This is a genomic window from Agromyces sp. NPDC055658, assembly GCF_053618155.1.
Genome location: NZ_JBSHHD010000045.1, coordinates 3,806 through 24,830, shown reverse-complemented (window position 1 = coordinate 24,830; position 21,025 = coordinate 3,806). Strand labels below are relative to the sequence as shown.

17 protein-coding genes are annotated in these 21,025 nt (G+C 70.0%); 9 read left to right on the top strand and 8 right to left on the bottom strand.

Translation table 11 applies throughout. The annotated features are described in order from the left end of the window. Positions 1 to 97 precede the first annotated feature (97 nt). Positions 98 to 2,077, top strand: coding sequence for a cytochrome c oxidase assembly protein (locus ACWGPE_RS16945; protein WP_376930034.1), 1,980 nt, complete (start codon positions 98 to 100; stop codon positions 2,075 to 2,077). 21 nt (positions 2,078 to 2,098) lie between these two features. Here the strand turns inward: ACWGPE_RS16945 and ACWGPE_RS16940 are convergent, their stop codons facing one another. Then, positions 2,099 to 3,145, bottom strand: coding sequence for a hypothetical protein (locus ACWGPE_RS16940; protein WP_231429332.1), 1,047 nt, complete (start codon positions 3,143 to 3,145; stop codon positions 2,099 to 2,101). A 234-nt stretch (positions 3,146 to 3,379) separates the two neighbouring features. Here ACWGPE_RS16940 and ACWGPE_RS16935 point away from each other — a divergent pair, with 234 nt between their 5' ends. The 4 genes from ACWGPE_RS16935 to ACWGPE_RS16920 all read left to right on the top strand — a co-directional run bounded on the left by ACWGPE_RS16935 (position 3,380) and on the right by ACWGPE_RS16920 (position 7,690). Continuing rightward, positions 3,380 to 4,687, top strand: coding sequence for an ATP-dependent DNA helicase (locus ACWGPE_RS16935; protein ID WP_275507027.1), 1,308 nt, complete (start codon positions 3,380 to 3,382; stop codon positions 4,685 to 4,687). A 150-nt stretch (positions 4,688 to 4,837) separates the two neighbouring features. Then, a complete protein-coding gene (locus ACWGPE_RS16930; RefSeq protein ID WP_376930035.1) occupies positions 4,838 to 6,163 on the top strand; it encodes a serine hydrolase domain-containing protein in 1,326 nt (441 codons plus the stop codon). A 5-nt stretch (positions 6,164 to 6,168) separates the two neighbouring features. Continuing rightward, positions 6,169 to 6,726, top strand: coding sequence for a dihydrofolate reductase family protein (locus ACWGPE_RS16925; RefSeq protein WP_231429335.1), 558 nt, complete (start codon positions 6,169 to 6,171; stop codon positions 6,724 to 6,726). Positions 6,727 to 6,847: 121 nt separating this feature from the next. Continuing rightward, a complete protein-coding gene (locus ACWGPE_RS16920; protein WP_452049137.1) occupies positions 6,848 to 7,690 on the top strand; it encodes a class II glutamine amidotransferase in 843 nt (280 codons plus the stop codon). A 171-nt stretch (positions 7,691 to 7,861) separates the two neighbouring features. Here ACWGPE_RS16920 and ACWGPE_RS16915 read toward each other — a convergent pair whose 3' ends face one another. Continuing rightward, entirely contained in the window at positions 7,862 to 8,029 is a 168-nt protein-coding gene (locus ACWGPE_RS16915) for a hypothetical protein (RefSeq protein ID WP_231429337.1), read from the bottom strand. Between the two features lie 233 nt (positions 8,030 to 8,262). On the opposite strand from ACWGPE_RS16915, the gene ACWGPE_RS16910 reads away from it, so the two are divergent. From ACWGPE_RS16910 to ACWGPE_RS16900, 3 genes are all read left to right on the top strand, one after another. After that, entirely contained in the window at positions 8,263 to 9,738 is a 1,476-nt protein-coding gene (locus ACWGPE_RS16910; protein WP_452049136.1) for an FAD-dependent oxidoreductase, read from the top strand. A 177-nt stretch (positions 9,739 to 9,915) separates the two neighbouring features. Beyond that, complete coding sequence (locus ACWGPE_RS16905) at positions 9,916 to 10,116, top strand: CsbD family protein (protein WP_452049135.1); 201 nt, start codon at positions 9,916 to 9,918, stop codon at positions 10,114 to 10,116. 10 nt (positions 10,117 to 10,126) lie between these two features. Next, positions 10,127 to 10,609, top strand: a complete 483-nt coding sequence (locus ACWGPE_RS16900) for a YciE/YciF ferroxidase family protein (protein WP_231429340.1) — start codon at positions 10,127 to 10,129, stop codon at positions 10,607 to 10,609. An 85-nt stretch (positions 10,610 to 10,694) separates the two neighbouring features. Here ACWGPE_RS16900 and ACWGPE_RS16895 read toward each other — a convergent pair whose 3' ends face one another. From ACWGPE_RS16895 to ACWGPE_RS16870, 6 genes are all read right to left on the bottom strand, one after another. Next, positions 10,695 to 11,021, bottom strand: coding sequence for a DUF1048 domain-containing protein (locus ACWGPE_RS16895; RefSeq protein ID WP_231429341.1), 327 nt, complete (start codon positions 11,019 to 11,021; stop codon positions 10,695 to 10,697). A 1-nt stretch (position 11,022) separates the two neighbouring features. Then, a complete protein-coding gene (locus tag ACWGPE_RS16890; RefSeq protein WP_231429342.1) occupies positions 11,023 to 11,379 on the bottom strand; it encodes a DUF1048 domain-containing protein in 357 nt (118 codons plus the stop codon). Positions 11,380 to 11,466: 87 nt separating this feature from the next. Further along, positions 11,467 to 12,231 (bottom strand): ABC transporter permease, encoded by a 765-nt coding sequence (locus ACWGPE_RS16885; RefSeq protein ID WP_452049134.1) that lies wholly within the window; start codon positions 12,229 to 12,231, stop codon positions 11,467 to 11,469. Continuing rightward, positions 12,228 to 13,073 (bottom strand): ABC transporter ATP-binding protein, encoded by an 846-nt coding sequence (locus ACWGPE_RS16880; protein ID WP_376930039.1) that lies wholly within the window; start codon positions 13,071 to 13,073, stop codon positions 12,228 to 12,230. The genes ACWGPE_RS16885 and ACWGPE_RS16880 overlap by 4 nt, the downstream gene beginning before the upstream one ends. Then, positions 13,070 to 13,435 (bottom strand): DUF1048 domain-containing protein, encoded by a 366-nt coding sequence (locus ACWGPE_RS16875; RefSeq protein WP_231429344.1) that lies wholly within the window; start codon positions 13,433 to 13,435, stop codon positions 13,070 to 13,072. Before ACWGPE_RS16875 ends, ACWGPE_RS16880 begins: the two co-directional genes overlap by 4 nt. Positions 13,436 to 13,437: 2 nt before the next feature. Further along, positions 13,438 to 13,776 (bottom strand): PadR family transcriptional regulator, encoded by a 339-nt coding sequence (locus ACWGPE_RS16870; protein WP_231429345.1) that lies wholly within the window; start codon positions 13,774 to 13,776, stop codon positions 13,438 to 13,440. A gap of 346 nt (positions 13,777 to 14,122) precedes the next feature. Here ACWGPE_RS16870 and ACWGPE_RS16865 point away from each other — a divergent pair. After that, on the top strand, positions 14,123 to 21,025 hold a 6,903-nt coding region (locus ACWGPE_RS16865; RefSeq protein WP_452049138.1), incomplete at its 3' end, for a DUF7507 domain-containing protein.

Sequence of the window (21,025 nt, the reverse complement as noted above, 5' to 3'; positions counted from 1 at the left end):
GCGAGAGCCGTGCGCCCCTCCGTCGTTCCGGGGGCACGTGGGGGCCTCGGACGGCGCATCCACGAGGCATCCAGTCACCGCCGTCTAGGCTGGTTCGGTGCCCCGCTCCGTCCGCGTGCTCGGCCCTGCCGTGCTCATCGCCGTCGCCCTCGCCGCGACGTTCCTCGCGCTCGCCTACGGCGGTGGCGCCGACGAGCAGCTGATCCAGGACCCCGGGCCGATCGCCCGCTACGGGGTGCCCGTCGCGAAGCTGTTCGTGAACCTCGGTGCCGCGGGCATGATCGGCGCGCTCGCGCTCGCCGTGTGGGCGCTGAGCCCGAAGCGCCGCGAGTTCGACCTCGCGCTCGACGTCGCCGCAGCGTCGGCCGCGGTCATGACGGTCGCGAGCGCGGCGACGGGTCTGTTCACGTTCGTGCTCGTCACGGCCGTGCCGTTCGACCTCAGCGACGCGTTCGGTCAGAAGCTCGGGCAGTTCGTCACCACCATCGGACTCGGCCAGGCGTGGCTCATCACGACCCTCGTCGCGGCGACCGTCACCGTGCTGTGCTTCGCCGTGCGCAACCACACCGCCCTCGTCTTCGTGACGGTGCTCGCGGTCGCGTCGCTCGTGCCGATGGCGCAGCAGGGCCACGCGGCGGGCGCGGCCGGCCATGCCGCGGCGGTCACGAGCCTGGGCCTGCACCTCGTGTTCGTCGCGGTGTGGCTCGGCGGGCTGCTCACGATCGTGCTGCTGAGGCGCGAGCTCGGTGCGAAGCGACTGCCCGTCGTGCTGGCCCGGTACTCGACCGTCGCGCTCATCTGCTTCATCGTCGTCGCGATCTCGGGCTACGCGAGCGCGGCGCTGCGCATCGGCACGTGGGACCAGCTCATGACGCAGTACGGCGTGCTCGTGCTCGTGAAGGTGGGGGTGCTCATCGCCCTCGGGTGCTTCGGCGCGATGTACCGCCGGTTCCTGATCGGGCGGATGTCGCGGGGCGATGCCGCTCGATCGACGGGGAACTTCTGGTGGCTCGTGGTCGCCGAGCTGGCGTTCATGGGCATCGCATCGGGCGTCGCGGCGGCGCTCGCGCGCACTGCGACCCCGGTTTCGGAGGAGGCGGGCGAGCTCGCCCGCACGCCTGCCGAGATCCTCACGGGCACGCCGTTGCCGCCGTGGCCCGAGACCTTCCGGTACTTCACCGAGTGGAACCCCGACCTCATCTGGCTCCTCGCCTGCGGGTTCGGCATCTTCTTCTATCTCGCGGGCGTCGTCCGGCTGCGAAAGCGCGGCGACAAGTGGCCCGTCTACCGCGCGGTGCTCTGGGTGTCGGGCCTGCTGCTGCTCGCCTACGTCACGAACGGCGGCGTCAACGTCTACGAGCAGTACCTGTTCTCGGCGCACATGCTCGGGCACATGGCCCTGACGATGGCGGTGCCCGTGCTGCTCGTGCCGGGCGCCCCGGTCACGCTCGCGGCCAGGGCGATCAAGCCCCGCAAGGACGGCTCGCGCGGCGGCCGCGAGTGGATCCTGCTCGCGGTGCACTCGAAGTTCGCCTCGATCATCGCGAACCCGATCGTCGCGGCCGTGCTCTTCGCCGGGTCGCTGTGGGTGTTCTACTACTCGCCGCTGTTCCGCTGGACGATGCTCGACCACATCGGGCACGAGTGGATGGTCGCGCACTTCCTGATCACCGGCTACCTGTTCGTGCAGTCGCTCATCGGCATCGACCCCGTGCCCTACCGCCTGCCGTACCCGTTCCGGCTGCTGCTGCTGCTCGGCACGATGGCCTTCCACGCGTTCTTCGGACTCGCGATCATGTCGGGCACCGGGCTCATGCTCGCCGACTGGTACGGCGCGATGGGCTGGGGCACCGACGCGCTCACCGATCAGCAGCTCGGCGGCGGCATCGCGTGGTCGATCGGCGAGATCCCGACCGTCGCGCTCGCGATCACGGTCGCGTTCCAGTGGTCGCGCAGCGACGAGAAGGAGTCGAAGCGCCGAGACCGCCACGCCGACCGCACGGGCGACGCCGAGCTCGAGGCCTACAACGCACGGCTCGCGGCCATCGCCGAGCACGACAGGAGCTCCGCAGGTTGAGGCCGGCGGTCGGGGCGGAGCCTACTTGAGCTGGATCGCGATCGACCCGTCGGGACGGATCGTCGCCGCGAGCGCGAGGTTGAACGAACGGTCCTCCTCGAGCGTGTAGTAGTGCCCGTCGAAGAGGTCCTGCACCTCGACGGAGATGTGCGCGACGCCCTCGGTCGGAGGCATGTCGAACGAGGTCTCGCCGGCGGTGAGCGTGACCTGCGGTGTCGTCACGATGCTCCACTGCGGCTCGCTCGTGACCCGGTCGTCGACCTCGATGCCGAACGGGCAGTCGGCCGGCTGCAGCACGGGCTGCTCGGCGCACGCGGCGAGGTACTCGTCGACCTTCGTCTGCACCCGCTCGACGAACGCGGCCGTCGGCTGGGCGTCGACCGTCACGGCGACCTGCTCGCCCGCGTCGACCGGCACGAGCACGGGAGCGGCCGCGAGCAGCGTCGACTCGTAGTGGAACTGGTACACCGCCGGTGCGATCGCGAGGTAGGGCGTGACCTGCGTGAAGCTCGCGAGCTCCTCGGGCGGCTTCGTCGCCCGGGCGTCGAGCGTGAGCGTTCCCACCGTGAACAACGGGTTGTGCGCCGCGGTCACCTCGACGACGGCGAGGGGGCTGTCGGCGAACTCCCACCGGTTGAGCAGCCCGTACAGCGGGTCGATGGGGCGCACCTCGAACGTCGACTCGGCGATCTCGGTGTCGAGCCGGTAGCTCGCCGTCACCGAATGGCTGCCGTCGGCGTTGGCCACGTCGCTCACGATCGAGACGTCTTCGGGGCCCGATTCGACGACCCCCGAGCGCAGCATCGCCGTCGAGATGTCGGCCGGAAGGCCGAGGGCCTCGAGCTCCTCGGCATCGAGGGCGACGCCGGGCGTCGCGGCCGCCGTGCCGATGTCGTCGTCGGCGATCGCCTCGAGGTACCGTTCGACGAAGCTCGACGCGCCGTACAGCGACTGGTTCAGGCCGCCGAGTGCGGCGAGGAACGCGCCGATGAGCACGACGGTGAGCCCGCCCCATGCGATCAGCGCGCGCGCGGGGATGCGCCGCCGCTCACCGCCCGCATTCCCCACGCGCCCAAGTCTAAGGTCGCGCGTCGCGCCAACCTGAGGATCTCCACAGGCCGCGCGGGGATGCCGGGGCGCGGGGTCTCGAGACGGTCGCTCCGCCCCCTCTTCGACCCTCGGATACGACGGTGGCCGCACTGCCTCGTCAACCCCTGGGTGTGGTTACAGTGGGAGCGCCGGGCGATGCGCCCGTGCGGCGCCCGCCCCGAGCCGTCCGCCCCGCCCATCGAAAGACCTGCCGTGCAGAACGTGACCCTCTCCCGTGAGCAGTCCGCGGTGTTCCAGGCGATCGAGGACACGCGCGAGCACGTGTTCGTGACGGGTCGCGCGGGCACCGGCAAGTCGACCCTGCTGAACCACCTGAACTGGCACACGAAGAAGCAGATCGTGATCTGCGCGCCGACCGGTGTCGCGGCGCTCAACGTCGGCGGTCAGACGATCCACTCACTGTTCCGGTTGCCGATCGGGGTCATCGCCGACCATGACATCGACCAGAACGACACCGTGCGCAAGATCCTCAACGCGATGGACACGCTCGTGATCGACGAGGTGTCGATGGTCAACGCCGACCTGATGGATGCGATGGACCGGTCGCTGCGGCAGGCCAGGCAGCGGCCGCTCGAACCCTTCGGCGGTGCCCAGGTCGTGCTGTTCGGCGACCCCTACCAGCTCGCCCCCGTCCCCGGCGACGGCGACGAGCGGGCGTACTTCGCCGACACCTACGACTCGATGTGGTTCTTCGACGCGAGGGTGTGGCGCGAGGCCGACCTGAAGATCTTCGAGCTCGGCGAGATCCACCGTCAGCACGACGACGAGTTCAAGCAGCTGCTCAACGCCGTACGGCACGGACGGGTGACCGCCGAGATGGCCGGCGTGCTCAACGGGGTCGGTGCCCGTCGCCCCGTGCCGGAGCAGGGTGCGATCACGCTCGCGACGACCAACAGCACCGTGAACCGCATCAACGCCACGGCGCTGCACCGGCTGCCCGGCACGTCGAAGGCCAACGAGGCCGAGGTGAACGGCGACTTCGGCGGCCGCGCGTTCCCCGCCGACGAACGGCTCGAGCTCAAGGTCGGCGCACAGGTGATGTTCCTGCGCAACGACACGGCCGTCGGGCCCGACGGGCAGCGCTGGGTGAACGGCACGATCGGCACCATCACCTCGCTGAAGCGCGAGGTGCACGTCGAGATCGGCGGCGAGATCCACGAGGTCGAACCGGTCACCTGGGAGAAGTACCGCTACAGCTGGGACCCGGTGCGCAAGAAGCTCGAGAAGGAGATCGTCGCCGAGTTCACGCAGTTCCCCCTGCGCCTCGCGTGGGCCGTCACGATCCACAAGTCGCAGGGGGCGAGCTACGACGCCGCGATCGTCGACCTCGGCCCCCGCGCGTTCAGCCCCGGCCAGACGTATGTCGCGCTCAGTCGCCTGACCGCGCTCGACGGGCTCTACCTGCAGCGGCCGCTGCGGCCGAGCGACATCATCGTCGATCGCAACGTCGAGCGGTTCATGGCGGGCGCGGCTCGCGAGATCGGTGCCGTCTCGCGCTGAATCGCGACCGATCCGGAACCTTTCGGCCCCCTCCGGACATATCAGTAGCACAGGGGTGCGCTCATCATCACCCCGACGGGGCCCGTCGACCCGGGCGCCGCCGCCTACGCAGGTTACAATTTCTGCGGACACACGGCTTGAGGGGGCACGGTGGCTGACGGTACCGGGGGCAGGCGGCGAACGGCGAGAGCCGTCGCGGCATCGATCGTCGCGCTCGCCGCGGCGCTCGCGCTTTCGGCCTGCACCGGGGGCAGTGTCGACCCATCGAGCCAGTTCGAGCCGGTCGAGGGTTCGTACGACGAGGCGCTCGTCGAGAAGCTGCAGTCGACCCTCGACCAGGCGGTCGCGCTGAGCGGGTCGAGCGGCGGGGTCGCGGGTGTCTGGGCGCCGTGGGCGGGGTCGTGGAGCGGCGCCTCCGGCACCGTCGACTTCGCGGAGAAGTCCCGCCCGGTGACCGTCGACACCGGTTTCCACCTGGCGACCGTGACGAGCGAGATCACGTGCACGATGCTGCTGCGGCTCGCCGAGGCCGGAACCGTCTCGCTCGACGACCAGGTCTCCGAGTACGTCGACCGCGTGCCCGGGCTCGAGGGGATCACCCTCGAACAGCTCTGCCGTCACACGTCGGGCCTCGGCGACTACTACCCCGACCTCGAGCACCAGTTCGTCCAGAACCCCGAGCGCATCTGGTCGCCGAACGAACTGCTGGCGGGCGGGCTGGCCACGAAGCGCTCCGGCACCCCCGGCGACGACTGGTCGTACTCGCGCACGGGCGTGCTGCTGCTGTCGCGCGCGCTCGAGGAGGCGACGGGGCGCACGTGGAGCGAGCTCGCCGAGCAGTACGTGTTCGCGCCGCTCGGCCTCGACGACACGGAGCTGCCCGCTCCCGACGACACCACCCACGCAGGGCTGCTCGGGGCGTACGCGTCGGAATGGGCGGGTGACGAGCCGGTGTGCGACTCGCTCCACGACGACTCGGCGCAGTCGAGTTCGATGGGTGCCGGCGCTGCCGGTGCCGTGTCGACGCTCGCCGACGCGCGCCGACTCAGCGAGGCGTTCGCCACCGGCGCGCTGCTCGACGAGCGCGAGGCCCGCGAGCAGTGGACGACGCAGCCCATCGGCGGCGACGCCCCCGTCTGGTACTCGTACGGGTTCGGCGGCGCCCAGTACGGCCCGCTCCGCGGCACCGCAGGCGAGTCGGCCGGTGCGCTGACCGCCGCGTTCACCGACCCCGAGACGGGGCTCACGGTCGTGATCGCCCTCAACAACTCGACCTCGGGCGCCGACTTCGTGCGCGAGGCGGCGTTCGCGCTCGCGTCCGCAGGCTCGAAGGCGAAGGCCACCGCCGATCACGACCAGCCCCTCGTCGAGCTGCCCTGGTCGTACGATCAGGCGACCGAGAAGATGACCTCGCTCGCGGCATGCCCGCGTGGGCAGCAGGGCGACGACACGCCGGAGAAGACGGCGGAGGGCTGATCGCCATGGCCAAGCTCATCACGGGAGCGCTCGCCTCCCTCGACGGCTACATCGTCGACGCGGACGGCGCATTCGACTGGGCCATGCCGAGTGCCGAGGTGCACGCGTTCGTGAACGACCTCGAGCGCCCGATCGGCACCTATCTCTACGGTCGCCGCATGTACGAGGTCATGTCCGCGTGGGAGCGACTCGCCGACGACCCGCGGATCTCCGACGTCGAACGCGACTACGCCTCGATCTGGGGCGACACCGACAAGATCGTCTACTCGTCGAAGCTCGAGCAGGTGACGACCGCGCGCACCCGGCTCGAGCGACGATTCGATGCCGACGAGGTCGCGAGGCTCAAGGCGGCCGCGGAGCGCGACCTGTCGATCTCGGGCCCCCACCTCGCCGCCGAGGCCGTCCGCGCGGGGCTCGTCGACGAGCTCTTCGTCTTCGTGTTCCCCGTCGTCGTCGGCGGGGGCACGCGGCTGCTGCCCGACGGGGTGCGCCTCGACCTCCAGCTCCTCGAGGAGCGCCGATTCGACGAGGTCGTCTACCTGCGGTATCGGCTCCTGGCCTGAGCCGGGCCCCGGCCCACGGGTCGATCGGGGCCATCCGGTCGCGAGGTGCTCTGTCGCGGCGAAGCGAAGCGGCGTATCGTCAGCCCCGAGGCATCCGTAACCCTCAGGGGAGGTGTGGGACATGTGCCGTTGGCTGGCCTACTCCGGTGAGCCGATCCAGCCCGCAAGGCTGATCCTCGACACCGAGAACTCGCTCGTCGCCCAGTCGCTGAACTCGCCGCTCGGCGCCGAGACGGTCAACGGCGACGGATTCGGCGTCGGCTGGTACCCCGCCGGGGCGAGCGTCGGCACCGAGCCGTGGCTGTTCCACAGCATCGAGCCCGCGTGGCACGACGAGAACCTGCGCGAGCTGACCCGGGCGATCGAGAGCCCGCTGTTCTTCGCGCACGTGCGCGCCGCGGCCGGTCCGCCCATCCAGCAGACGAACTGCCACCCGTTCCGGCACGAGAACTGGCTCTTCATGCACAACGGCGGGCTCGCGGGGTTCGCGAGCGTACGGCGCGACCTCATGCTCGCGATCGACGAGTCGTTCTTCCCGCTCATCCGCGGCACGACCGACAGCGAGGTGCTGTTCTACCTCGCGCTCACGCTGGGCCTTCGCGACGACCCGATCGCGGGCATGACGAAGGCGATCCGCAAGGTCGAGGAGGTGGGCCACGCGCACGGCATCGAGTTCCCGATGCAGGGCACCGTCGCGGTCGCCGACGGGGCGACCGTGTGGGCCTTCCGGTACTCGAGCGCCGGACGCACCCGCACGCTGTTCCACTCGGTCGACATGGCGACGCTGCAGCAGATGTACCCCGACTCCGAGCGGCTGCAGGGCTTCGGACGTGCGGCGAGAGTCATCGTGTCGGAGCCGCTCACCGACATGCCCGGCGTGTTCGTCGAGGTACCCGAGGCGACGGTCGCGATCCTCGACGCGGGGCACTACCGGCACGAGACGTTCTTCGCGGAGCCCGAATAGGCCCGAATAGGGCGGATGCCTCTGGCGGCACGCCGGCCGTCGTCGCCGTCGTCGATCCGCCCGGACAGGGATGAGCCGGTCGGCTGGCCCGCTCGTGGCGGGTGCCGACCGGCTCGTCCCTGTCGGAAAGCGACCGGTGTCGCGACGGCACGCGAGCCGCCGCGCGGGTCGTCAGACGCTGCTGTTGCGGCCGGCGATCGCCCGGATCAGCCATGCGATCACCGCGATCGCGAGCAGTACGAGTCCGACCCAGAGCAGGAAGTTCAGCGACTGCACGAGCCCGCCGGTGATGGCGAGAATGATGGCGATGACGACGATGACGATCAAGAGGATGTTCATCTGAGAGTCCCTCCTTCGGGGAACGCCGGGGCCTCTCGGTCGGGCCCCGTACGGTCGAGCCGCGACCCGTCGGGCCGCGACGCTTCCAAACTAGGGACACGAGCGGACGAGCGGCAGGGGGTTGACTTCGCGCGACAGCCGCGGAACCCTTCACGTGATCCGCAGGCCGAGCCATCGCCCGCGCCGGGTGTCAAGCCCTCGCCCCCGTCGCGGGTCGTCGCGACGATGTGGGTATGGGATCGCTCTGGCGCGACGGACTCGACGCGCACGCCGTCGACGAGCTGCCCGAGGACGCCTCGCACGAGGTCCTCGTGGTCGGCGCCGGGCTCGTCGGCCTCACTGTCGCGGTGCGGCTCTCCCAGGCGGGCCGGCGCGCGGTGGTGCTCGATGCCGCGGCACCCGGCGCCCTCACGACGGGGGGCTCGACCGGCAAGGTGACCCTGCTGCAGGGCACGCGGCTCTCGGCCGTGCGCGACCGCAACTCGCTCGACGTCGCCGCCGCCTACGTGGAGGCGTGCCGCAGCGGCGCCGCGTGGCTGCGGGCCCAGCTCTCCGAGCACGACGAGGGCTGCGAGCAGGCGACCGCCTACAGCTTCGCGACGACCTCGGCCGGTGCCGAGCGCCTCGAGGCGGAGCACGCCGTGGCCCGCGAACTCGGCCTCGACGTGCGATGGGCCGCTCCGCGCGAGTCGCCGGTCGCCGCCCGCGCGGCGGTTGCGCTCGACCGGCAGTTCATGCTCGACCCGATGGTGCTGGTACGCCGCCTCGTCGCCACCGCCCGCGCGGCGGGCGTGCCCGTCGTCGCGGGATGCCGCGTGGTCGACGTGCGATCGTCGGATTCGGGCCACGAGGTCGAGACCGAGCTGGGCGAGCTCCACGCGGACGTGCTCGTGCTCGCGACGGGCACGCCGGTCGTCGACCGCGGGCTGACGTTCGCCCGCACGTCGCCGTCGCGATCGCACGTCGCCGCGTTCCGCACGGGGCGTCGACTGGTCGAGGGCATGCACCTCTCGGTCGACGGCGAGACCCGTTCGCTGCGGCCCGCTCGCCGGGGCGGGCAGGAGTACCTCGTCGTCGCCGGCAACGACGATGCGGTCGGGCACGCGCGATCGACGGCCGAGCGCGCACGCGAGCTGCACCGCTGGGTCGCCGATCGCTTTCCGAGCGCGGTGCTCGCGCACCAGTGGGCGGCGCAGGACTACGACTCGCTCGACGGTGCGCCGTACGCCGGTCGCCTCGGTCGCGACGGCCCGTGGTTCGCGACCGGTTTCGGCAAGTGGGGGCTCGCCGCCGGTGCCGCCTCGGGCATCGCCCTCGCGCAGGAGATCGCGAGCGGCCGTCGCCCCGACTGGGCCGCGCGGCTCTACGACCGGCCCGGCACGGCATCGGACGTCGCGGCCGCGGTCGCACGGAACGCCGATGCCGTGGGGCACCTGCTCGGCGGCATGGCTCGCGCGATCGGCGGCTCACAGGACGAGCCGCCCGCGGAGGGCGAGGGCCGGGTCGGCCGGGGCGTGCCGCCGGTCGCGATCAGCACCGTCGACGGCGTCACGCGCCGGGTGTCGGCGGTCTGCACGCACCTCGGCGGCATCCTCGCGTGGAACGACGAGGAGTGCACGTGGGACTGCCCCCTGCACGGCAGCCGGTTCGCCGCCGACGGTCGTCGGCTCGAGGGTCCGGCACGCGACGACCTGACGCCGGAGCCCTGAGTCCGCGACCGCGTGCGCGCACGCGTCGGCACATCGTTCCCAGGCTGTCAATCCCTTGAGGGGTCAGCGGGCCGGTGCGAGCGTGGAACACAGGTGCCGCGCCCGGCACCGGTGCCGACCCGACACCGCGTGGTGCCGGGCACGGCATCCAAGACTCGAACACGGAGGATGAGGACGATGGGTATCGGAGACAAGGCGAAGCACCAGGCCGAAGAAGCGGGCGCGAAGATCAAGCAGGGCGTCGGCAGGGTGACCGGCAACGAGGAGATGGAGGCCGAAGGCCACGTCGACGAGGCCAAGGCCGACATGAAGCAGGCCGGCGACGAGGTGAAGGACGCCGGCGAACGCGCCAAGGACGTCTTCACGGATCGCGACTGAGGAGCGACCGGTGGTGAGGCAGAGCCTCGAGAGCCCGGGCGACCTGCTGCACTTCCAGCTGCGCACCGCGCTGACGATGGAGAACGACTCGCTGGCGGCGCTCGGCGACCTCGCCTCGGCGGCGAAGAGCGCCGAGATCAAGAAGCTGTTCCGCCATCACGCGGACGAGACGCGCGAGCAGATCGCCAACCTGCAGCAGGTCTTCCGCCTGCTCGAGCTGCGCGAGTCGACCGCGCCGTCGCCCAGCACGAAGGGCATCAGCCGACAGGCCGCCTCCTTGCTGGAGCGGAGCGCGCCGAAGCTGCGCGACCGGGCGGCGCTCGCGAGCGCGCTCGGCAACGAGCACTACGAGATCTCGGCGTACGAGGCGCTGCTCGTGCCCGTCACCGCGATGGGCGCCTCCGACGCGGCGGCCCTCCTGCAGTCGAACCTCGACCAGGAGACGCACACGAGCGAGGAGATCCGCACGAAACTGCAGTCGATCGCGGGCTGAGGCGCGAGATCGGGCGTCTCGACGAAACTCGAGGCGACACGACGGAGGGGCCGCACCGGGTGGTGCGGCCCCTCCGTGGTCGTCGTCACTCGCCGGCCGAGCCGGCCTTCTCGATGAGCGACGCCTGGTAGCGGTCGGCGTAGGTGGGCGTGTCCTTCACGAGGTCGTCGGCGAAGGCTGCGACGTCGTCGCCGATGAGCTCGATCGCGCCCTTGCCCTGCGTCGCGCCCTCTTCGAAGAAGTCGACGATGCCCGAGAGGAGCGTGCCGTCCTCGAGGCCGACCGGTCCGATCTTGAAGTAGTACTTCTGGATCTCGCCGTAGACGACCTGGTAGTCCTTCGGCAGCGCCCGGACACGTGCCAGGTGGGCTCGCCACTCGCGCTTGCCCTCGATGATGTCGTGGATTCCCATGTCAGCCTCCCAGCCTTGCGAGCTTCTTCGCGACGTTCCGGTTGAGCTGTTCGCGCCACTTGTCGCGGAAGCCCTTTGCGCCCTCGCCGCCGGCGAGCGCCTGGCAGAACCCGGGGATGTCGTCGCCGAGCACCTCGTCGATGCCCTGTCCTTCGGCCGCCGTCTCCTCCAGCAGCCCGAGGGCCCCGTCGAGGATCGGCATCAGGTTGCGGCCCGTGAAGTCGGCGTAGCCCCACAGCTGGAGCTTGATCTCCTCGAAGGCCGCACGGTAGTCGGCCGGCAGCGCCTCGGCCCGGGCGTCGAACGCCTTCAGCTCCCTGCGGAGGTCGTTGCCGGTGATGGTGTCCCAGAAGTTCATCTCAGTCCTCCTCGATCATGGTCGGTCGGTCGGTCGGTCGGTCGGGCGACGGGATGCCGCGGCGAGACTCGCCGCGGCATCCGTTCGTCAACTGACCTTGCGGCGGTACGCCGCGAGGGCGCCGACGTAGCCGATGGCGATGATGCCGACGAGCCACGCGAGGGCGACCCAGATGTCGCTGCCGACCGGCTCGCCGGCGAACAGTGCGCGCGTCGTGTCGACGATCGACGTGACCGGCTGGTTCTCGGCGAACCACGCCACCGGGGCCGGCATCGACTCGGTCGGCACGAACGCCGAGCTGATGAACGGCAGGAAGATCAGCGGGTAGGCGAAGGCGCTCGCGCCGTCGACCGTCTTCGCCGAGAGTCCCGCGATCACCGCGAGCCAGGTGAGCGCGAGCGTGAACAGCACGAGGATGCCCACGACCGCGAGCCATGACCCGAACGAGGCGCCGGTGCGGAAGCCCATGATGAGCGCGACGCCCGTGACGATCGCGACCGACACGAGGTTCGAGACGAGCGAGGTGAGCACGTGGCCCCACAGCACGCTCGAGCGCGCGATCGGCATCGACTGGAAGCGGTCGAAGATGCCGCCCTGCAGGTCGAGGAAGAGCCGGTACGAGGTGTACGCGACGCCCGACGCGATCGTGATGAGCAGGATGCCGGGCAGCATGTAGTCGATGTACGACTCGTTCGACCCGGTGTTGATCGCCCCGCCGAGCACGTACACGAACAGCAGCATGAGGGCGATCGGCGTGACCGCGGTCGTGATGATCGTGTCGGGACTGCGGAGGATGTGGCGCAGCGAGCGGCCGGTGAGTACGGCGGTGTCGCTGATGGCGTGGCTGGTCATCGTGCGGCCTCCTTCTTCTTCTTCTTGTCGGCGCGGGTGCCCGCGGTCGCGGGCTCGCCGGTCTCTTCGCCCTCGGTCTCGCCCGTCTCGCCGACGAGGGCGAGGAAGACGTCCTCGAGCGAGGGCTGCTTCTCGACGTACTCGACCTTGGCCGCGGGCAGCAGCCGCTTGAGCTCGTCGAGGGTGCCGTTCTGGATGATGGTGCCGCGGTGCAGGATCGCGATGCGGTCGGCGAGCTGCTCGGCCTCGTCGAGGTACTGCGTGGTCAGCAGCACCGTGGTGCCGCCGTCGGCGAGCTGCTTGACGGTCTGCCACACCTCGATGCGGGCCTGCGGGTCGAGCCCGGTGGTCGGCTCGTCGAGGAAGATGATCGACGGGTTGCCGATCAGGCTCATCGCGATGTCGAGCCGGCGGCGCATGCCGCCCGAGTAGGTGCCCGCCCTGCGGCCGCCGGCCTCGGTGAGCGAGAACCTGGCGAGCAGGTCGTCGGCGATCTTGCCGGGCTGCTTCATGTGGCGCAGCTTCGCGACGAGCACGAGGTTCTCCCGACCCGTGAGCACCTCGTCGACGGCGGCGAACTGGCCCGTGAGGCTGATCGCCTCGCGCACCTCGCCGGGATTCGCCGCGACATCCTGCCCGCCGACCGTCGCGGTGCCCGCGTCGGCCTTCAGGAGGGTGGAGAGGATGCGCACGAGGGTGGTCTTGCCGGCTCCGTTCGAGCCGAGCAGGGCGAAGATCGAGCCCCGGGCGACGTCGAAGTCGACGCCGCGCAGCACGTGCAGGTCCTTGAACGACTTCTCGATGCCCTGCACCCGGATGGCGGGTTCGGTGATGGTGGTCATGACTGCTCCTTCTTGGCCTCGTCGATCGCCTTGTTCAGGCGAGCGCGTTCCTTGTCGATCCAGCGCTTGCCGCCGTAGGCCTGGGCGAACGACTCGGCGAACTCGACGGGGTCGTCGCCGACGATGTCGCCGACCGGGGTGCCGTCGATCGACGCGCGCTCCCAGAGGTCGGCGAGGTCGACGAGCATCTGCACCATCGTGTCGCCGTCGGTGATGTCGCCCGAGTACATGAGGTAGCGCTGAACGGCGCCCGCCGAGGCCGCGTACGGCTCGGGGAGGGCCTCCATGCGGGCCTTGGCCTGCTTGTACTGCTTCTTCTGCTCGAGCGAGCCGGTGATGGTCTCGATCCACTTCGCAGCCATGGTCACTTCTCCAATTCGTCGGTCGTGTGGAGCTGTTCGATGCGTTCTGCCAGGAAGCTCCACGTCCTCCAGAACTCTTCGAGTTCGCTGTGCCCGCGCTCGTTGAGCGAGAACACCTTGCGCGGCGGGCCCTTCTCGGAGGGCACCTTCTCGACGTCGACGAGCCCGCGCTGCTCGACCCGCACGAGGAGGGCGTAGATCGTGCCCTCGGCGATGTCGGTGAAGCCGCGCTCGCGCAGCCGTGCGGTGATGTCGTAGCCGTAGGCGGGCGCCGTGGCGAGGATCGCCAGGACGATGCCCTCGAGCGTGCCCTTGAGCATCTCGGTCATCTGCTTGCCCATCAGGCCACCCCCTTCTCTGTTCTCTCGGTGCTAGCTATTCAGTGTCGCTGGTAATCAGCGTTGCTGAGTACCACTAGAAAGTAACACTGAGTACCGGTACTTAGCAACACCGAATAGCAAGTTTCTCGAGATTCTTCTCGAGACACCGCCCGGATGCCTCGCCGAGCCGCCGTCTCGTCGCGAGGAATTCTCGTGCCGGCGTAAGGAAACATGTCCGCGACGACTCCTCACTTATGACAGGTGTTCTGCGCGAGGGGGCTGCAGCATGGATGTTGGGGGCAAGGGGTCGGCGGTCACGACCCCCGACGAGGTCTCAGTGGTTCGTCGAGGGACCCGCTTGGCGGCGGTGTTCATCGCGGTACTGGCGATGGTGGCGAGCCTCTTCCTGCCGTTCGCCGGCGACGCCGCGCGCGCGGCCGCCGGCAGCCTGATCAGCGGCACCGTGTGGGCCGATGCGAATCGCGACGGCCTCCGGACGGCTGACGAGTCCGTCAAGGGCGGCGTCACCGTCCAGCTGCTGTCGGGGCCGACGGGTCCCATCGTCGGCACCACCACGAGCGCCGCGAACGGCGCCTACAGCTTCGCGAACGTCGCGGACGGCGCGGTCTACGTGCGCGTCATCGCTCCCGGTGCGCACCGCTTCCCCGACACCGCCTCAGGGCAGAACGTGTTCACGCGAGCCGAGGTGCCCACCACCGGCAATCCGGAGCGCGGCATCACCGGTCCGATCACGATCGCCGGCGCGACGCAGGCCCCGAACCGCGACGCTGGGCTGCAGCCGATCGCAACGCTCGAGGTCGACCGCCTGCAGATTCCGAACTCGTGCGAGGGGTACGCGACGACGGGTGCTCCGCCGTGGGATGCGACGGACGGCCCCGGACTGGACACGGGGCCCGGCAACTGCATCGTGCGCGTCGGCGACACGGTGCTGCAGAACTACTCGGTGTCGCTGACGGGCCTCCCCACCGGGGTCAGCGTGCCGAACGTCGTCATCGAGATGACGATCGACCCGGTCTCGAACCCGGATGACCCGAGCGATGTCGCGGACTCCCGGCTCCAGCTGGCCGGCCCCGGCACCAACGGGCTGCCTGCGGGATGCCTCGCGGCGGCGAACGGGGCGAACCCGCCGTCGTCGGCGACGACGAACGCCGACGGGTCGATCACGGTCGTGTGCAACCTCGGGCCGATGTCGTCGAACGTCGGCAGCGTGCAGCTCGCGTACCGCTTCGCCGACGACACGCCGATCCCGGGCTTCGCGTCGGTCACGGCCAGCGCCTACGCGGGTCAGGACGACGCCGCTCCGTCGAACACCGTCTCGGGCCCGGTCATCGAGGTCACCGGCACCGCGGAGTGGGAGGCGAAGAAGTCGCTGCAGGCCGCGCCCGGCGCGACGACCCGCACCATCAACGGCGTGGTGACGCCCGGATTCCGGGTTCAGTACTGGATCGACCTCCTCAACCTCCGCGGTGCCGGTGGATCCGACCTGCAGTGGCCGATCTCGTTCACCGACCGGATGACGAAGTTCCCGAACGCGGTCATGACCTTCTGCCTGCCCCGCCGCCTCGACAACATCGGACTCAGCAGCGGCTGGACCATCACCTGTCCGATCGACGAGGCGGCCGGCGCCGACGGCTGGACGATGACGGCCAGCAAGCCGTCGAACTCGCCGTACGACAGCACGCGCATCCTGGTGGAGGTCTTCGTGCCCACCGAGGACGCGTACCGCTCGGTGGACCCGACCTGGCAGCACGGCGACACGCCGCCCACCGGAACGGTGTCGTGGGAGAATCACGTCGAGGACACCGACGGCTGGCACATGACCGGCGGACAGCCGAACAACCCTCCGGGTGGCGTCGGCCCCGGCTTCGAGGCCGGTTGGGACGGTTCGACCGCGACGGGCGACAACGTGGTGCCTCGTCAGTTCAACATCACCGAGCCCCGGTGGGACCTGTCGAAGACCAACACCGGGAACGTCTCGTTCCAGGAACGGGACCTCGACAACAACCCCGCCACCCCTGCGGTGCCCGGATTCCAAGTCGTCTACCAGTTCAGCGTCAACGAGTCGAACGGCAACATCCTCAGCGCCAACATCGACCAGATCGCGTTCAAGGATGTGATGCCGGACTGGCCCGGTGCCGTGCTCACGGGCTGCGTGGGCCACTCCGGAAACTTCAACACGGGCACCCCGACGTGCGAGACCGGGGTGCAGCCCGCGGACGGCTGGGACATGAGTTTCACGCCGAACGCGAACGGCAACAACACCAAGACCAACACGTGGCAGGCGATCTTCTTCGTCCCGACGCCGACCGTGCCCGACCCGTGCCGGGCCAACGTGAACGACACGCTCTCGTTCCGCAACGAGGCGCGTGAGACCGATGGCTGGACGGCGGACGACTGGCCCATCAACGACACCGGGTTCGAGCCCGGCTGGGACGACACGACCGCGACCGGCAACAATGTCTCGACCCGCACCTTCAACGTGCGCAGCACGGTCAGCGACTGCGGCACGATGCAGGGCAACAAGCAGTACGAGGGCATCGCCGGCGGCCTCAACGACTGGAACCAGTTCTCGCTCGGCGACGTCGTCAACTCGCACGTCTGGACGACGGCGAGCACCAACCGCATCTCGGTCACCGACCCGGTGGTGTGCGACGTGTTCGACGTGTCGGTGTGGCGCGTCTCGGGCAACCCGCTCACCCCGGTCACCGGCGCCGACCCGAACCCGCATCTTCAGGCGAACCCGACCAACCCGAACTTCGATCGCAACGACTACGTCATCGAGTACGCGGTGGGCTCGAACACCGTCGATACGCAGACGGGCACGGGCAACGGGCTCGACAACACCGCGAACGTGACCGACGTGCGGGGGTGCCGCGATGACGACGGCCCGTGGACCACGGACCCCGCGGCGACCTTCGGCGCCGACTGGCGCGACGAGGTCAACATGGTACGGGCCCGCCCGGTGAACGCCGGCCACGTCGAGGTCGGCCCCTTCACCCTCGGGCTCTACGTTCCGCTGCAGTCGCGCTGGCAGTACAACGGCGGGCCCAACGCGGGAGAGGACATCCCGCAGGGCGTGCTGCTGAACAACTCCGGAAGCTGGCCCGAGACCAACCAGGACGGCGGCATCGTCTACGAGGACGTCTCGCGGCAGCTCGCGGCGAACCTCCCGATCACGGGCTACAAGTACTTCACGAACGAGGCCGGCAACGCGTGGGCCGACAACACGACGGTCGCCTCGGGGCAGCGGGTCCAGTCGTGGGCGGGCCTCGAGGTCGACTGGTCCGGCATCCGCAACACCGGCACGGCCCGCGGTGTCCAGGCGCCCGGTGCGCCGGACGCCATCGGGTTCCCGATCGACAACCCCATGGTCTGCGACACGTTCGACGTGTCGGTGTTCCAGCTCGACGCCCCCGCCACGTTCACGGCGCAGGGCCGCGCCACCGCATCCGAGTACGTCATCGAGTACGGCGTCGGCACCAATGCCGTCGACACCCAGGCGGGCGCGCAGGTCGGAGGGCTCTACCCGGTGGACCGCACGTCGCTCATTGGCGACAACACCGGATGCCGTGACGACGCCGGCCCGTGGCACACCGACCCCGCGCAGTTCGGCGCCGACTGGCGCGACCAGGTCAACATGGTGCGGATCCGTCCCGTCGAGCCCGACCACGTCGAGCACTCGGCGTTCCGGCTCGACCTGCGGATGTTCCTGCGGGCCCGCGGGTCCTACAACGGCGGCCCGAACGACGGGGAGCCGCTGCTGACGGGCATCCGCCTCTCGAACGTCGGCGGCTGGTCGACCGGCCCTCGCGGTGAGGACTGGGCGACGATGCAGCAGGAGGTCCGATACCAGGGACTGCGCCTCATCGTCGCGAAGTCCGCCGGGCAGGCGACGTACCTCCCGGGTCAGGACGCCATCTGGAACCTCAGCGTCGGCGTCAACGACGCCGCCGTGGGCGCCGTGGTGGAGGACCTCCTGCTCGTGGACACCGTCCCGGCCGGCCTCACCTACAACGAGGCCTGCACCGAGAGCAGGCTGCCCGCCGGGGTGACCGTCAGCTACAACGCGGCGACCCGCGAGGTGACGTTCCTGCTCGGGGACATCACGACGACCGCGGCCAACTACTGGATCCGCACCGGCGCGACCGCGCTGCAGCTGTGCGCGACGCTCGAGACGGTCGCGCAGCCCGGCGACACGTACGTCAACCAGGTGCAGGCGATGTCGGACACCGCTGAGAACGCGCCCACGGCGACCGCCACCACCATGGCGACCGGGTCGGGTCAGCTGGGCCTGGTCAAGGGTGTCGACAAGCCGTTCGTGGCGAGCGGCGAGGAGTACACGTGGTCGCTCGACTGGGGCAACTCGTCGACGGTGATCTCCTTCCTGCCGACGGACGTCATCGACGTGCTGCCGTGGAACGGCGACGGGGCCGACGGCGTCGGATCCGCACGCGACCAGTTCGCCTCCTCCTACCAGGGACTGGCGCAGCTGACGGGCCCGCTCGACCCGCCGACCTACGTCCGTAAGCTCACGGGCGATGTGCCGGGCACCTGGTACTACGCCACCGCGGACCCGTCGACGATCAACCACGACCCGCGCAACGCGGCGAACGCGAACCCGGCCACTGCCGGCGGCCTGTGGAAGACGGCTGCGGAGATCACCGACTTCGACGACGTGACGGCGGTGCGGTTCGTCTCGTCGACGGCGCTCGACACGGGAACTCGCGTGCGAGCGCTCATTCCGATGGTGTCGACGAGCAACGACCTCGACAACCTCTACGTGAACCGGGCGCAGATCTACTCCGCCACCTTCCCGAACCAGCCACTGCTGTCGAACGAGCCGTACGTGCAGATGCCGGGCTTCTCGGTCGGCGACCTCGTCTGGTTCGATCGCGACGGCGACGGACGCTACACCGACGGCGTCGACGACCCGGTCGTGGACGTCGTGGTGGAGCTGCTCGACGAGAACGGTGACGTCGTCGCGACCGAGCGGACCGACGCCGACGGTCGCTGGTCGGTCTCCGCGATTCCCGCCGGAACGTACTCGGCGCGGATCCCGGCGACGGAGTTCCGTGCCGGCGGGCCGGTCGAGGGCTACGTTCCCGCGCTGACCCGCAACAGCGACTCGAACGACGAGAACGAGAACGTGTCGAACAACAACACCGACACCCGCGATCCGGCCGAGACCGGCCTGACGAGTGCGCCGATCACGCTCGCATACCGGTACTCGACCGGCGCAGACCCGCGTCTGATCGGCGCGAACGGACCGATCAACGACGACGTCGCGGATCTCGCGCCGCCGCTCCTGGCGCCGGAGTTCACGAACTTCACGATCGACCTCGCGCTCGCCGACGTGCCGGCGGTCGATATCGTCAAGCGGACGAACACGACGGACAACAACGAGCCGACCGGTCCGTTCGTCGCAGTCGGCGGCACGGTGAACTGGACGTACACGGTGACGAACACCGGCACGACCGACCTCGTCGACGTGACCGTCACCGATGACATGCTCGACGACGACGCGGCGCAGATCGACTGCGACGGCACCGGCAGCAACGTCGTCGCGGGGCCGCTGGCGCCGGGTGCGGTGTTCGAGTGCACGGCATCGGGCACGGCGACGGCCGGTCAGTACGAGAACCTCGGCAGCGTCATCGGCCGAGGGCCCGACACGGTCGACGAGAACGGCGAGCCGATTCCGGGGCCCGAGGTGGGCGATGAGGATCTCGACCACTACTTCGGCGCAGAGCCGGCGGTCGACATCGAGAAGCACACCAACGGTGTGGAGGCCGATGAGCCGACCGGTCCGTCGATCAACGCCGGTGATGAGGTGGTGTGGACGTATCTCGTGGAGAACACGGGCAACGTCGACCTGACCGACGTCACCGTGACCGACGACCAGGTCGATGCGGTCGACATCGACTGCGGCGACGGCACGAACGTCGTGGCCGGCCCCCTCGCTCCGGGGGAGACGTTCGAGTGCACGGCCACGGGCACCGCGACGGTCGGCCAGTACGAGAACCTCGGCACGGTCGCGGCGCTCGGCCCCGAGACGACCGGACCGGATGGCGACCCGCTGCCGCCGGAGGAGGTCGGCGATGAGGATCTCGACCACTACTTCGGTGTGGACCCGGCGGTCGACATCGAGAAGCACACGAACGGCCAGGAGGCCGACGAGCCGACCGGCCCGCTGGTCGAGGTCGGCGGGCCGGTGGTGTGGACGTATCTCGTGGAGAACACGGGCAACGTCGACCTGACCGAGGTGACGGTCACCGATGACCAGGTCGATGCGGGAGATATCGACTGCGGCGACGGCACGAACGTGGTCGCCGGTCCGCTGGCGCCGGGCGAGACGTTCGAGTGCACGGCGACCGGCACCGCGACGGCCGGCCAGTACGAGAACACCGGCATCGTCGCGGCGCTCGGCCCCGAGACGACGGGACCCGACGGAGACCCGCTGCCACCGAAGCAGGTCGGCGACGAGGACCTCGACCACTACTTCGGCGCAGAGCCGGCGGTCGACATCGAGAAGCACACGAACGGCCAGGAAGCCGACGAGCCCACCGGTCCGGCGATCACCGTGGGTGATCAGGTCGTGTGGACGTACCTCGTGGAGAACACGGGCAACGTCGACCTGACCGACGTCACCGTGACCGACGACATGCTCGACGATGATGCGGCGCAGATCGACTGCGACGGCACCGGCGGCAACGTCATCGCCGGTCCGCTCGCCCCGGGCGAGACGTTCGAGTGCACGGCGACCGGCACGGCGACCGCCGGCCAGTACGAGAACACCGGCACCGTCGCGGCGCTCGGGCCGGAGACGACGGGGCCGGATGGCGACCCGCTGCCGCCGGAGGAGGTCGGCGATGAGGATCTCGACCACTACTTCGGCGCAGAGCCGGCGGTCGACATCGAGAAGCACACGAACGGCCAGGAGGCCGACGAGCCGACCGGCCCGGCGATCACCGTTGGCGACGAGGTGGTGTGGACGTACCTCGTGGAGAACACGGGCAACGTCGACCTGACCGACGTCACCGTGACCGACGACCAGGTCGATGCGGGAGATATCGACTGCGGCGACGGCACGAACGTGGTCGCGGGGCCGCTGGTGCCGGGCGAGACGTTCGAGTGCACGGCGACCGGCACAGCGACGGCCGGCCAGTACGAGAACACCGGCACCGTCGCGGCGCTCGGGCCGGAGACGACGGGGCCGGATGGCGACCCGCTGCCGCCGGAGGAGGTCGGCGAT

What these genes read in the sequence shown, in the direction of transcription:
- ACWGPE_RS16925 (WP_231429335.1), top strand. Translation starts at nt 6,169, where the DNA reads ATGGCCAAGCTCATCACGGGAGCGCTCGCCTCCCTCGACGGCTACATC.
- ACWGPE_RS16920 (WP_452049137.1), top strand. Translation starts at nt 6,848, where the DNA reads ATGTGCCGTTGGCTGGCCTACTCCGGTGAGCCGATCCAGCCCGCAAGG.
- ACWGPE_RS16870 (WP_231429345.1), bottom strand. Translation starts at nt 13,776, where the DNA reads ATGGGCAAGCAGATGACCGAGATGCTCAAGGGCACGCTCGAGGGCATC.
- ACWGPE_RS16890 (WP_231429342.1), bottom strand. Translation starts at nt 11,379, where the DNA reads ATGAACTTCTGGGACACCATCACCGGCAACGACCTCCGCAGGGAGCTG.
- ACWGPE_RS16910 (WP_452049136.1), top strand. Translation starts at nt 8,263, where the DNA reads ATGGGATCGCTCTGGCGCGACGGACTCGACGCGCACGCCGTCGACGAG.
- ACWGPE_RS16885 (WP_452049134.1), bottom strand. Translation starts at nt 12,231, where the DNA reads ATGACCAGCCACGCCATCAGCGACACCGCCGTACTCACCGGCCGCTCG.
- ACWGPE_RS16895 (WP_231429341.1), bottom strand. Translation starts at nt 11,021, where the DNA reads ATGGGAATCCACGACATCATCGAGGGCAAGCGCGAGTGGCGAGCCCAC.
- ACWGPE_RS16915 (WP_231429337.1), bottom strand. Translation starts at nt 8,029, where the DNA reads ATGAACATCCTCTTGATCGTCATCGTCGTCATCGCCATCATTCTCGCC.
- ACWGPE_RS16875 (WP_231429344.1), bottom strand. Translation starts at nt 13,435, where the DNA reads ATGGCTGCGAAGTGGATCGAGACCATCACCGGCTCGCTCGAGCAGAAG.
- ACWGPE_RS16905 (WP_452049135.1), top strand. Translation starts at nt 9,916, where the DNA reads ATGGGTATCGGAGACAAGGCGAAGCACCAGGCCGAAGAAGCGGGCGCG.
- ACWGPE_RS16880 (WP_376930039.1), bottom strand. Translation starts at nt 13,073, where the DNA reads ATGACCACCATCACCGAACCCGCCATCCGGGTGCAGGGCATCGAGAAG.